General features: G+C 63.0%; 11 protein-coding genes and 1 tRNA gene. 10 read left to right on the forward strand and 2 right to left on the reverse strand.

Annotated features, from left to right (window positions below; genetic code table 11):
- Window positions 1-6 precede the first annotated feature (6 nt).
- On the reverse strand, window positions 7-429 hold the full coding sequence (locus ACSQ24_RS06295) for a VOC family protein (RefSeq protein WP_436093860.1): 423 nt from the start codon (window positions 427-429) through the stop codon (window positions 7-9).
- Between the two features lie 78 nt (window positions 430-507).
- Here ACSQ24_RS06295 and ACSQ24_RS06300 point away from each other — a divergent pair, with 78 nt between their 5' ends.
- The 8 genes from ACSQ24_RS06300 (at window position 508) to ACSQ24_RS06335 (ending at window position 7,113) form a co-directional block, all read left to right on the forward strand.
- Complete coding sequence (locus ACSQ24_RS06300; protein WP_436093861.1) at window positions 508-1,533, forward strand: methionine synthase; 1,026 nt, start codon at window positions 508-510, stop codon at window positions 1,531-1,533.
- Between the two features lie 6 nt (window positions 1,534-1,539).
- On the forward strand, window positions 1,540-1,911 hold the full coding sequence (locus ACSQ24_RS06305; RefSeq protein WP_436093862.1) for a hypothetical protein: 372 nt from the start codon (window positions 1,540-1,542) through the stop codon (window positions 1,909-1,911).
- Complete coding sequence (locus ACSQ24_RS06310; protein ID WP_436093863.1) at window positions 1,904-2,305, forward strand: acyl-CoA thioesterase; 402 nt, start codon at window positions 1,904-1,906, stop codon at window positions 2,303-2,305. The genes ACSQ24_RS06305 and ACSQ24_RS06310 overlap by 8 nt, the downstream gene beginning before the upstream one ends.
- Before the next feature lie 589 nt (window positions 2,306-2,894).
- A complete protein-coding gene (locus tag ACSQ24_RS06315; protein WP_436093864.1) occupies window positions 2,895-5,297 on the forward strand; it encodes a methyl-accepting chemotaxis protein in 2,403 nt (800 codons plus the stop codon).
- 251 nt (window positions 5,298-5,548) lie between these two features.
- On the forward strand, window positions 5,549-6,073 hold the full coding sequence (locus tag ACSQ24_RS06320; protein ID WP_436093865.1) for a twin-arginine translocation pathway signal: 525 nt from the start codon (window positions 5,549-5,551) through the stop codon (window positions 6,071-6,073).
- On the forward strand, window positions 6,054-6,692 hold the full coding sequence (locus ACSQ24_RS06325) for a ferric reductase-like transmembrane domain-containing protein (RefSeq protein ID WP_436093866.1): 639 nt from the start codon (window positions 6,054-6,056) through the stop codon (window positions 6,690-6,692). Before ACSQ24_RS06320 ends, ACSQ24_RS06325 begins: the two co-directional genes overlap by 20 nt.
- A gap of 102 nt (window positions 6,693-6,794) precedes the next feature.
- Window positions 6,795-6,870 (forward strand) — tRNA-Ile (locus ACSQ24_RS06330).
- 66 nt (window positions 6,871-6,936) lie between these two features.
- The gene (locus ACSQ24_RS06335) at window positions 6,937-7,113 is read left to right on the forward strand and encodes a DUF6538 domain-containing protein (RefSeq protein WP_436093867.1); all 177 of its coding nucleotides are present in this window, start codon (window positions 6,937-6,939) and stop codon (window positions 7,111-7,113) included.
- A gap of 50 nt (window positions 7,114-7,163) precedes the next feature.
- On the opposite strand, the gene ACSQ24_RS06340 is transcribed toward ACSQ24_RS06335, so the two are convergent.
- Window positions 7,164-9,389 carry a CHAT domain-containing protein gene (locus ACSQ24_RS06340; protein WP_436093868.1) on the reverse strand — a complete coding sequence of 742 codons (2,226 nt, stop codon included), beginning with the start codon at window positions 9,387-9,389 and terminating at the stop codon, window positions 7,164-7,166.
- 808 nt (window positions 9,390-10,197) lie between these two features.
- Here ACSQ24_RS06340 and ACSQ24_RS06345 point away from each other — a divergent pair.
- Together ACSQ24_RS06345 and ACSQ24_RS06350 are read left to right on the forward strand one after the other, a co-directional pair.
- A complete protein-coding gene (locus ACSQ24_RS06345; protein WP_436093869.1) occupies window positions 10,198-11,145 on the forward strand; it encodes a TAXI family TRAP transporter solute-binding subunit in 948 nt (315 codons plus the stop codon).
- Between the two features lie 138 nt (window positions 11,146-11,283).
- Window positions 11,284-13,239 carry a TRAP transporter permease gene (locus ACSQ24_RS06350; protein ID WP_436093870.1) on the forward strand — a complete coding sequence of 652 codons (1,956 nt, stop codon included), beginning with the start codon at window positions 11,284-11,286 and terminating at the stop codon, window positions 13,237-13,239.
- The last annotated feature ends 15 nt before the right edge of the window (window positions 13,240-13,254 follow it).

The following is a 13,254-nucleotide window of genomic DNA, read 5'->3' on the forward strand; positions in this document are numbered from 1 at the left end:
TCTCGGTCAGGCCGAGGCAGCCCCCGGCCTATAGGTGCCGAAGCACCAGACATGCCCCTCCGGGTCCTTGCAGATGAAGTCACGGCTGCCATAGGGCTGGTCGGTCGGCTCCATGCAGATCTCGGCGCCGGCCTTGCGGGCGCGTTCGCAGAGCGCATCGATGTCGGTCGTCGCGATATAGGGCGAGGCGGTGGTGCCACCGAGCTCGGCCGGGCGCGAGACGAGCTTGCCGAATTCGTTGTTGTCGGAAGAGCCGAGCATGACGAAGCTCTGGCCCATGCGCAGCTCGCCATGCAGCAGCGTCTTGCCGTCCTCGGAATAGTAGGCCGCGTGCTTCTCGAAGCCGAAGGCCTCGATCAGCCAGTCATAGATGCGCGGCGCGTTCGCATAGCGCAGCGAGATGCAGATCATCGGCGGTGGCATGGTCATCGCTTCCTCCTTCGGCGAACATGACTTGACGCAGCATGCGCGCGCGTCAATCTCGGCTCAATGACGAAAGGGAACGCCATGCTCCAGACCACGCTCGCCGGCAGCCTGCCGAAGCCGCGTTGGCTCGCGGAGCAGGAGAGGCTCTGGGCGCCCTGGGTGCTCTCGGGCGAGGCATTGGAGGCGGGCAAGCGCGACGCAACCATCCTCTCGGTCAAGCTGCAGGAGGATGCCGGGCTCGACATCGTCGGCGATGGCGAGCAGGCGCGCGTCCACTTCGTTCACGGCTTCCTCGCCAATCTCGACGGGATCGACTTCGACAAGAAGACGATCATGGGCATCCGCAACAACCGCTACGACGCGGAGGTGCCGACCGTGACCGGGCCGATCCGGCGCAAGGGCCCGGTCCACCGGATGGAGGCGGAAGCGGCACGGGCGCACACGAAGCGCAAGCTCAAATTCACCCTGCCGGGGCCGATGACGATCGTCGACACCATCGCCGACGAGCATTACGGCCGCCGGGAGGACCTCGCCATGGCCTTCGCCGCCGTTCTGAACGAGGAGGCGAAGGAACTGCAGGCCATCGGGGTCGACGTCATCCAGTTCGATGAGCCGGCCTTCAACGTCTATATGGGTGCGGTGGCCGAGTGGGGCATCGCCTGCCTGGAGCGGGCGGCACAGGAGCTTTCGGTCACCACCGCCGTGCACATCTGCTATGGCTACGGCATCAAGGCCAATATCGACTGGAAGGCGACCCTCGGCGAGCAATGGCGTCACTATGAGGAGACCTTTCCGGTGATTGCCAGGAGCTCGATCGACCAGGTCTCGCTCGAATGCCGCAATTCGAAGGTGCCGCTCGAGCTGATCAGGCTGCTTGACGGCAAGGATGTGCTGGCCGGTGCGATCGACGTCGCCAGCAACGCCATCGAAACCCCGGAAGAGGTGGCGGCGACGATCCGGGCAGCACTCGCCTTCGTCGCTCCCGAGAAGCTCTACCCCTGCACGAATTGCGGCCTGGCGCCGATGCCCTTCGATGTCGCCTATGGCAAGTTGGCGGCGCTCGCGGCCGGTGCTGCGCTGGTGCGGCGGGAACTCGGCAGAGCCTGAGCGCCGATGCACCACCTCACCCGCTTCGAGCATCGTCGCGAGGCGCTCCTGCCGCCGCAGCAGTTCGCCCTGCGTTTGGGACGAGCGATTCTGCTCTGGCTGGCGCTCACCGTGGTCGGGCTCGCCATCGGCATGGCGGGCTATGCCGCCAGCGAGGGCATGAGTGCGGTCGACGCCTTCGTCAATGCGGCGATGATCCTGTCCGGCATGGGGCCGGTCGCCGAGCTCAAGACCGTCGGCGGCAAGATCTTCGCAGGTGCCTATGCGATCTTCTCGGGCCTGTTTGTGGTGATCGCCACCGGCTTCGTGCTGGCGCCGATCCTGCATCGTGTGCTCCACTCCTTCCATATCGAGGAAGGGAAGGGCAACGATGACTGAGCCTGGCGTCAATCCCGTCGAGGAGCCATGCGGCACGCTGACCGTGCGCACCATCGCCATGCCGGCGGACACCAACGCCAATGGCGACATCTTCGGCGGCTGGGTGATGTCGCGCATGGACCAGGCCGGCGGCATTGCCGGGGTCGAGCGGGCGCAGGGCCGCGTGGTGACCGTCGCGGTCGAGGCGATGACCTTCATCCGCCCGGTCAAGGTCGGCGATGTGCTCAGCGTCTACACCTCGGTCAAGTCGGTCGGCCGGACTTCGATGAAGATCCAGGTCGAGGCCTGGGCCAAGCGCTTCCGCACCACGCTGCACGAGAAGGTCACCGACGCGAGCTTCACCTTCGTCGCGATCGACGATGACGGCCGGCCACGGCCGGTGCCGGCGGAGTAGGGGGGCGCTCGAGCGCTTCCTTCCCGGAAGAGGTCAGACACCGATGAAGAGCGCGGGGAACCCTTCTCCCGTGTGGGAGAAGGGCAGGGATGAGGGCCTGCCCTATCCACAGAAGGCGCAACGGCGCCGCATCGCTCAAACAATCAGCGGCGGTCCCTCACCCCTGCCCCTCTCCCATCCGGGAGAGGGGTTCCCCGCGGATGTTCGCTCTGCCGCTCCCTTCGGACTGCGAAGACGCCAGTCCCTAACAACTTATGAACCCGCCCCATCGCCGAGTGATTCAGAAGAATCCGGCAACTTAAGCGTTCTTTAAGCGAACCTCCGCAATTCTGCCGTCGATCGGTCCACCGGGATCGGTCAGCCTGGGGCTGGGAGGTCCTGCATGATCGATCGCCGTCGCATGTCGGCCGGCGTGGTCCGGCTCGCGCCGCCGCTCGCACGCGGCACGGTCGAGCCGGCGAGCCCTTGCCCCGCATTTTTCCAAGCGCACCCAGTTCACGGCTGACCATCGTCGGCCGCCGCCTATCGTCCGTGATCCGCTACCGGCCAGCGCCGCGCTGCCGGGCTTGTCTTCAGGAGTACCGCGTCAATGTCGAAGACTGAGAAGCCTGCGCGCCAGAAGGCGTCGCGTGTCGGCATCGCCGCCCGCATCTATGCGGCGCTCGGCGTCCTGACGGTCCTGACGATCGCGGCGTCGCTGGTCGCATGGTTCTCCTATGGCCGGGTCGGCAGCACGGTCGCCGACATGGTCGAGCGCAAGATGCCGGTGGTCGAGCTGGCGCTCGAACTATCGCAGGCGGCGACGGCCTCGACCGCGCTGGCACCGCGCTTCATGGAAGTGCAGACCGTGCGCGAGCGCGCGGCCCTGACCGGCGAATTCGACAAGGTCGAGGCCCGGCAGTTCGACCTGGTGCGCAAGATCGGCGATCAGGGCAATGTCGACAACAAGAAGGCGCAGAGCGCGCTCGACGGCCTCTCGCGCCAGATCAACGACATCAACGACCTGACCGGCGAGCGCCTGCGCAACGCCTCGGAGTCGGCAGCCGCGCTGGAGAAGCTCGGCAAGGCCTATGAGGCCTTCGTCAAGGCGGCGAGCGGCGAGGCCGAGCAGGCCAAGTTCGCGGTGACCTTCGGGCTCGACGATCTCGCCGTGCTCTCCGGCGAGGCGCTGACCGGCGCGGTCAAGACCCTGATGGACCGCGACTTCGCCATCTTCGACCTGGCGCGGACGCTGCAGGCCAATGTCAACGAGATGGTCGGCGTGCTCCGTGAGATCGCCCAGATCAACGACAAGGAGAAGCTCGGCCTTGCCCGCGAGCGCTTCAACGGCATCGCCTACCGGCTGCGGACTCTTCTCTCCGACGCCGAGAAGATCACCGCCAACAAGGCGCGGGCCAGCACGGTCGAGGCGCTGATCGCGGTCGGGGAAGGCTCCGAGGGCCTCGTCGACATCCGCAATCGCGACATCACCACCCGCGAGGGCATCACCCGCGGGCTGAAGGAGGTCGACCAGGCGGCGGCGAATCTTCGCCGCGAGGTCGATGCGCTTGTGCAGGGCGCGCGCGGCGAGGCGCAGGCCGCTGCCGCCTCGACGCAGACGCTGATCGAGACGAGCAAGCTCTGGCTCGGCATCATCGGCCTCGGCTCGCTGATCGTCGCGCTGGCGCTGGCGCTGCTCTATGTCCGGCGCCAGATCGTCGGCCGCCTCAACCGGCTCTGGGCCGCGACCAGGGCAATCGCCGACGGTCAGCTCGAGACGAAGGTCGAGACCAAGGGCAATGACGAGATCGCCGACATCTCGAAGAGCGTGCTGCTCTTCCGCGACAATGCGGTGGCGCTGCGCGCCGCCGAGCTCGCCAAGGTCGAGGACGAGGAGCGCGCCCGCGAGCAGCGCCAGCAGATGATGGCGGAGCTCGGCGAGGCCTTCGGCGTCGTCGTCGCCGCGGCGGCGCAGGGCGATTTCAGCCGGCGCGTCGACGCCAACTTCGCCGACGCCGAGCTCAACGCGCTCGCCGGCTCGGTGAACGAGCTGCTGGAGACGGTCCAGGCCGGCCTGTCCGAGACCTGCGAAGTCCTCGGCCACCTCTCCGACGGCCGTCTGGTCGCCCGTGTCGAGGGCCGTTACCAGGGCGCCTTCGCCGAGCTCAAGAACGGCACGAACAGCCTCGCCGGCGAGTTCGAAAGCACGCTGGCGCGCCTGTCGGAGACTGTCTCGGCGGTGCGCAGCGCGACCAGCGAGATCCTCGACGGCGTCACTGACCTCGCCGAGCGTACCAGCGAAGAGAGCAACGCCGTCACGGTGGCGACCAACCAGCTCGGCGCCTTCGCCAGCAATGTCCAGAAGACCGCCAAGGACGCTGCTCAGGCGGTCGGCATGGCCCAGAGCGCCGAGGAGCGCGCCCAGCAGGGCGAGCAGGTCGTCGCGTCGGCGCTGGAAGCGATGCACCGCATCCGCGTCTCTTCCAGCAAGATCTCGGAAGTGATCTCGATGATCGACGAGATCGCCTTCCAGACCAATCTCCTGGCGCTCAACGCGGCGGTCGAGGCGGCCCGCGCCGGCGACGCCGGCAAGGGCTTCGCCGTCGTCGCCAGCGAGGTGCGCAGCCTCGCCAAGCGCTCGGCCGACGCCTCGAACGACGTCAAGAAACTGGTCGAGGCCGCCCATGGCGACGTCAAGGTCGGCGTCGGCCTGGTCGAGCAGAGCTCGGCCGTGTTCAGCAGCATCGTGACCTCGGTCAACGATCTCTCGGCGCTGATGAACGGCATCTCGCAGACGGCCCGTGGCCAGGCGACCGATGTCTCGACGATCAACCGGGAAATCGACGGCATCGGCACCATGGCGCACCAGAACGCCGCGCTGGTCGAGGAAACCAACGCCGCGCTCGCCCTCACCGACGAGCAGACCCGTTCGCTCACGGAGCATATCTCCCGCTTCAGCTTCCGCGAGGGCGGGGCAGCCGAGCACGAACACGAGCAGGCAAGGGCGGCTTGATCCAGGCCGTCGAAGACGGGCTCACCAGAACGCCGCCGCTCCTATCGAGCGGCGGCGTTTTTTATGCTGCCGGCCGTCACCTCACGCCGGCATGACGGGAAGGTGATGGCCCGGCCGATGGACTTCGCCGATGGCCGCTCCTTAGATGGGACAGACAAGACGATGCGTCGGGCGGGGATGCCTGTGGCTGCCTCCGGGCTGTGTCGCCCAAAGTCTTTCCTGACGTCAGATGCAATGGCGAGGATCAGATCATGACCGTGACGATCATCCATCCCAACCGCAGGATCCTGCTCCTTGGCGCAGCGGCTGCCGGCGCTGTCGGCCTGCTGCCGCGCCATCTTGCGTCCGCAAGCGCGCAGACCGGTGGCCATGCCCCGACCGAGACGATGCGCGGCGGCGCCAACAACTATATCCCGAACGCGCCGCTGGTCGAAAACCTCGGAACCGGCTTCGTTGCCTCAGGGCTCGTCCGGAAAGCCGGCAGTGGCGAGCCGTTGCGCAATCTCCGCATCCAGATCTGGGCTGCGACCGAGCGTGGCGGCGAGCGTGAGCCGAGCAATCGCGGCAGCGTCATGACCGACGTGAACGGTCGCTACCGGCTCGATATCTCGCCGATCGTTCCGCAGTTCGGCCAGCCGCATATCCATATCGCCTATGACGATCCCGGCTTTGCGACCCTGTTCCTGCGGCCGGTGCTGAACAGCCGCCACGACAAGAGCATGGCCGTCGACTTCGTCCTCGCTCCCGCGGCGGGCAATGCCGGCAAGTCGAGCTGACAAGGGCCGGCGGGGCCTCGCCTGGCTGGCGATCGCGGCCGTCGCCACCATCCCCGTGGTCGCGGCGGCGGCGAGCCCGCTCCAGCGCGGCCGCGAGTTTCTCTGGGTCATTGGCGGCATGGCCGGCGTCGTCGCGCTCAGCCTGCTGTTCGTGCAGCCGTTGCTGACCGCAACCGCTCCGGTCCTGATGCCGGCCGCGCGCGGGTTGCGCTGGCATCGCTGGGGCGGAATCGCGATCGTCGCTGCAGTCGCGCTGCATATCGGGGCGCTCTACGCCTATAGTCCCGAGGACGTGATGGACGCGCTGCTCTTGGTCGCGCCGACGCCGTTCTCGCTCTACGGCGTGATCAGCCTGTGGTGCCTCGTCCTCACGGCCATCCTCGCCGCGATGCGCCGGCGCTTGCGCCTCTCCCACCGGAACTGGCGCATCGCCCACAGCGTCCTGGCCGTGGCGATCGTCAGCGCCGGTGTGGTTCACGCCATCCTGATCGAAGGCGCGATGGAGGAGACCTCGAAGCTCATGGTCTGCATCGCCGCGTTGGCCGCGACCACGGTCGGCGCGCTCGAGATCAATGTCCTCGGCCCCTTGCGCCGGCGCCGCAATCTGCAACGCGCCTGATCCGGCGCAATTGTGGGTGGGGCCGCCAGTTCCCATCTGACAAGTCCCACGCTCGCCGCAAAGCCGTTGCACGTCTCGCCGCCCGGATGCTAGGCGTGCTGCGGGCCGGTAGCTCAATGGTTAGAGCTCGCTGCTCATAACAGCGCCGGTGCCGGTTCGAGTCCGGCCCGGCCCACCATTCCATTTCAGATCAATGCCTTAGCCAGAGGATTGTGCCGGTGGGATATTCTGGTGGGGCATTCTGGTGTTCACTCCGGCCTATTTGCAGCGTTCCAAAAGCGGCATCTTCTATCTCCGCTGGCCGATTCCCCGGCGGCTTCATCCGACCAACAAGCCGAGCACGCTGAGAATGTCGTTGAAGACCCGAGACCCGAAAGCAGCTTTGCGCCTCTCCCGATCCGCCAGCCAAAAATTTGTTTAGAAATACGGCGGAAGCGGTGGAGGCTAAAATTCAGTTGCGGCCGAGAGTGCCTAAATTTCCAACGAGTCAGCAATTTCGCTACCGCCTTCACTGTCGAAACCGTTATCTGGATGAACGATAATGGTTTCAGGGCGGCCTAATTGAAGATAGCTGATCGCTGTAGAATTTGCCGTTGCTGCACGAAGTTCTCTGATAAGCACTCTTCGGTCGATTCCACGTTCGCTAGCTTTAGAAATTACAGTTTCAAATGGCCATTTATCTCCGCTATTAATCGCTAAGTTTCCTGCTACATGAATGGCTTTATAGCCATCTTCTTCTATAATCCCCTTTCTCTCCAACCGTCTGCAGAAATCTGTTAGAAGCTGCATGCGGATCATTCCGCCCATGATCTCCATCCAACTCAGTGAGCGGTTAAACATCTTGTGGGCGCTGGGCACGAACGCGGCAACCCTAAAAAGTAGCCGCGCAACAAAAGCTGACGCATCGCGAGCATCAATTGGGAAAACCGATCCGAGCACGGTCCTGGCGCCGATCGAAAGAAATCCATTTGCTGTCGAAGCATGGTTCCGATCTGCAGCATGGGTATCGCACGCACTTAGAATGACGATTGGTGGAACTCGGGGGCGCTCTGCCTGAAGAGTCCATATATTTATCTCCTCATCAAGAAGTTGAAGGGTAGCCGCCTTTCCAGGCTCGTGACCGCCATGGCCGTCGAAAATTAGCATTGCTGCGTCGAATGAGTTTAGAGCGTCGATGAAATCTTTTTTATTCCTAACTTGAACGGCTCTAATCTTTATCTTATCAGCAAAATGTGGTCGAAATGTTGATAGGGCAATATCAAATAATTGACTGATAGGATCTTTGCTTGCAAGCGCGCTTAGTATAAGTATCTCAGAAAAATCAGAAACTCTGAGGTGTTCATATGGTTTTGGAGATATTTGATCGATGAATAGATTCCCCGGCGTAACGGGAATGCGGATAGTATCTTTCTGCAAACATAAAGGAAGCCCTCTTATATCCGCCCATTCGAGATGTGAATCGCATACGAGGCGGATTCCATCTTCAGAATCATCAATAAATCTATAAAAATCCTGTGGAATAGAATTTGTTATTGATTCCTGTGTTTTTCTAAAGAGTTCAATCCGTTTCCGATCTGTGTTATTCTTGGAATGATACTGCTGAGCAAATTGACGAACCTGTCCTGCACTACGATTTACTCGGTTTGGCAGGCGAATGACAGCTGATATTTCTGATGCCGCTAAGGTTCCTATGCACTCGGTTGCAAGCCGCAGCTCTCCGGCTCGCTCCTGCATCAGGAAATGCGGGCGGTGGTTCCCCTCGGAGTCAATGCCGAGGAATGCGTTGGCTTGTGCCGAGGTCTTGGCTTCAAAGGTGTAGCCCTCCTGTCTTTCAAGAGCATTACGAACACCTATGAGCCTGCGCTTGTCCTCCCCTGTCATGCTGCCATTTAACGGGATTTCTCTCACGTGCGGATAAATTGCAGGAGCAAAAAGGTTAAGCCCTGGCGGGCGCCGAATGTATTGGTTGGCATTTCGCTCGCCTACAATCCTACGTTCGTTCAAAATTGACTCAGTTGTTTTGCAAATTTGTTCTACATAGGGTTCGATTCCATGGTCGATATTTTTAAACAGACCATAAATTAGGCCTGTGTACCCTGCGGAATTCAGCGCTAGGACGTTTGGATGAATGGAGTTATGTCCACCTAATTGGTAGCCGATACTGCGTTCCGGCTGCATTTTCCATTTAGACAGAAGTGACTGCGCTACTTTGATGTCGTCTAATCTTACGAATCCCTGTAAAGCATCGCAAATATTTATAAATGATTTGCGAAGCGTCTCTACATTGAAATTATCATATGTAACCGTTCCACCTGCTTCCGCTACGACCGTAAGCGGGAATGAGTGGGCATCGATCCATTGACGATACTTTTCAATACTATGATCTGGGCCAATAAAAAGTACAGTCCAAGGCGCAAATGCTGGTGTAACCATCGCGGTAAGCGCTTTGAGGGATTGTCCATGCCACATAACTGCCGCCTGTCCCGACATCCGGCGAGCCAAACGGACGTCTTGCCCTTCAGGGGTGAGTTCCAGAAGGTCGCTAGGTAGCGTATTTATTAGCCGAATGATCGGTGTGTTCCGTATCAGTGATCTGGCGAAGCCCTGAAAAAAGCTAGCCTTGTACGGGTCGCCATCCTCGACGGGAATAATATAGTTAATTTCCCAGAGTAAGCTTGGTAAATCCTGCTGAGACATAGTCCTTAACCGAATTATGATTGCCGAGGGCAGGGAAGTTTGTGAGGTGAAAACGCAGCAGCGCTATTCCAACGGGAGATCGGGCCAGTCAACATGAACAAGCGCTGGCGGCTTGGTCCACGAGCCCTCGACGAGAGCTGCTTGGAACCATTCATCGCGGAGATTGTCACGCTCCGTCACTACCAATTGGAACCCAGGCGCATCCGTAGCTGTGAACTTGCAGAAGCACACACGAATCCCCCGGATAAGCTTTTCGGATAGTTAGACCTCTGTCGGCTTAAATCAATCGCGTTCCGCCACGGCGACAATGGCGTGCAAAACAAGCACGACGTTAGAGGATGTGTGGTGCAATACGGCGGGTCTCGCAATCAAAGAATGTCTGCCTTCAACTGAATCTACCGTGGGAGCGGCAAGACGCTGCACCTAGCATCAGATAATCGCTTGGTTCGGTATACCTGATCGTCGATTCCGGGGGTAGTGGGCCCGCCACTCCACGATCAGCTAGATCTGTGTGACATTCGTTCACGCTTATCCGATGCAAACGTCGGCGGGGCTTATGTTTGAAGCGGTGGTGGGCGCTCCGGCCCGGCCCACCAGCCTTGGCCCTTCGGGCTACGGCTGCAAGCCGGAGCGAGGCGAGACGCCTCTCCCGCGCTATCGCCACCTGACCTCCTCCACAACCAGACTTGCCAGCCAGCCCCCAATCGCTAGCTTTGACGCGATGGTTGTAGGCGCCGGTTCTGCCGGCGTTGATCCGACCGCCCTCAAGAGGCGGCGAGGTTCAATCGTTTCAGAGGGAGGAAATCCGATGACGAGACTGAGCAGTGCAGCTTTGTGTCTTGCCGCTACGGCTGCGCTTTGCGCGCCGGCCGCCGCTGCCGATATGCGGCTGATGACCGGCCCTCAGGGCGGGGTCTGGGTGCCGCTGGGCGGACAACTCAAGGACATCTGGGAGAAAGCGGTTCCGGGCCTCAGCGTGCAGTCGCTGCCGGGCGCCGGCATCGCCAATGTACGCGCCATCGAAGACGGCAAGGCGGAGGTCGGCTTCGGCAACTCGATCTCGACGGTCGACGGGCTCGCCGGCAACGCGCCGTTCCCGAAGAAGCACGAGAACATCTGCAATATCGCCTCGCTCTATCCGCAGTATTTCCAGATGCTGGTGCCGGCGGATTCAGGGATCAAGACGGTCAAGGACCTGAAGGGCAAGGCGATCACCACCCAGCCGCGCGGCAATACCGGCGAGCTCATCACCGGCCAGCTCCTGAAGGTGCATGGCCTGAGCTACAGCGACGTCAAGGTGTCCTTCGTCTCCTATACGGACTCGGTCGAGCAGGTGAAGGACGGCCATGCCCAGGCCTTCACGCTCGGCACCGCGATCCCGTCCGGCGCGGTGATGGACCTCGCCTCGGCGCGCGACATCAAGCTCCTCGACCTTTCGGCCGATCTCGACGGGATGCGGAAGCTCAATCCCGGCTACACGCTGGTGACCGTGCCGAAGGGCACCTATCCGAAGCAGGGCGAGGATGTGAAGGTGATCGGCTACGCCACCCATATCGTCGCCTCCTGCAAGCTGCCGGCCGACCAGATCTACGCGATGACCAAGGCGATCGCCGACAACGTCCCATCGCTCGCGGCGACCAGCAAGACGATGGATGGCCTGACGCCGCAGATCATGGCCGAGGATGTCGGCGTGCCGTTCCACCCCGGCGCGGCGCGCTTCTACAAGGAAAAGGGCATCACCGTCGCCGCGAAGTGAGCGGTCGGCGGTTCCCTTGAAGACGGACTGACACCCGGCGCGCCGGGCCTCCGGCGCGCGCTCCTCAAGAATGCCCCGATCCAGCCGCGCAGGCTCGCGGCTTGCCGCCTTGCGGTGGATCGGCCCTAGAGCCGGGACATGCCAGTGGACATCAGCGTTCCGAAGCCCGAATTCAGGTTCGATTTCAGCCATGCCGGCGTCGTGCGGCTGGTGACCGCCGTGATCGCGGTCGCGATGGCGCTCTATCATATGTGGGTGATCCTGCCGCCGGCGCTCGGCGGGCAGGGCACGCCGGAAGCGATCATTTTCCGCGGCACGCACCTCCTGTTCGCGCTGACGCTGACCTTCCTGATCTATCGGCGGGCCGGAACCGACGCGGCGCCCTCGCTGCTCGACTATGCCCTGCTCGCGCTCGCCATGGCGCCGATCACCTATCTGTTCTGGAACTACGACTACATCGTCAACCGGATCTACTATGTCGACGACATGACGCCGGCCGACATGGCGATGGCGGTGATCCTGATCGTGCTGCTGCTCGAGGCGACGCGGCGGCTGATCGGCTGGGCGCTGCCGATCACGGCGCTGGTCTTCCTCGCCTATGGCCTCTTCGTCGCGAAGGTCGAGCCGATGCGGCTGCTCGACCAGTTGTTCATGACGACGGAAGGCATCTTCGGCGCGCCGCTCGGCGTCTCGGCCGCCTATGTCATGATCTTCGTGCTGTTCGGCTCCTTCATGGAGCGGACGGGCACCGGCCAGCTCTTCATGGATTTCGCGCTGTCGCTGACCGGCCACACGGCTGGCGGGCCGGGCAAGGTCTCGGTGGTGTCGTCGAGCCTGTTCGGCACGATCTCCGGCAGCGCGGTCGCCAATGTCATGGTCGATGGGCCGATCTCGATCCCCCTGATGAAACGGACCGGCTTCAAGGCGCATTTCGCCGCCGGCGTCGAGGCGGTGGCGTCGACCGGCGGCCAGATCATGCCGCCGATCATGGGGGCGGCCGCCTTCGTCATGGCCGAGTTCCTCTCGGTCTCCTACGGCCAGGTGGTGATCTGGGCGCTGATCCCGGCGATCCTCTACTATGTCGCCTGTTTCGCCGCGGTGCACTTCGAGGCCAAGCGCCACGGCATCATGGGCGTGCCGCGCAGCGAATTGCCCAAGCTCGGCACGACCCTGCGCGAGCGCGGGCATCTCTTCCTGCCGGTCATCACCATCCTCGGCGTGCTCTATTCCGGCTACAGCGCGCCGCTCGCGGCGCTGGCCGGGACGCTGCTGTGCTTCCCGGTCGCGGCGCTGCGTGCCTCGACACGCGGGAACGTGCGCATCCCGATCATCATCGACGCGATGATCGACGGCTCCCGCAACGCGCTCGCGGTTGCGCTCGCCTGCGCCTGCGCCGGCATCGTGATCGGCGTCGTGGCGCTGACCGGTGCCGGCATCGTCTTCACGCAAGCCGTGATCGGCCTGTCGCAGAACTATCTGCTGCTCGCTCTGATCCTGACCGGCGTCGCCGGGATCGTGCTCGGCATGGGGATGCCGACGACCCCGGCCTATATCGTGATGACCTCGCTGCTGGTGCCGGCCTTGATCAAGCTCGGCGTCGCGATGCCGGCGGCGCACATGTTCGCCTTCTACTTCGCCATCCTGTCGGCGATCACGCCGCCGGTTGCGCTCGCGGTCTATGCCGCGGCGGGGCTGGCGAAGGCCGATCTTTGGGCCAGCGGCTGGGCGGCGGTGAAGATCGGTGCGGCCGGGTTCATCGTGCCGTTCATGTTCGTCTATGAGCCGGCGCTGCTGATGATCGGCGACTGGCCGACGATCATCTGGCGCTTCATCGCCTCCTGCTTCGGCATCGCGCTGCTCGCCGCCGGGTTGCACGGCTACCTGCTGCGACGCTGCGCCCCGTGGGAGCGCGCGCTTCTCGTCGCTGCGGCCTTCTGCCTGGTGAAGCCTGACTGGCTGACGGACCTGCTCGGGCTGGGACTGGCCGCGGCGATGTTCGCGCTGCAATGGCCGCAGCGCGACCGCCCGCTGCCGACCAAGAGCGTCGGGCCGATCACGGAGGCGGCCGCAGTGCAGCCGGACGCGGTGAAGTAGGATTGCGCGCCCGGC

The sequence above is a fragment of the Allobosea sp. LjRoot237 genome (assembly GCF_964253285.1).
Lineage (GTDB): Bacteria > Pseudomonadota > Alphaproteobacteria > Rhizobiales > Beijerinckiaceae > Allobosea.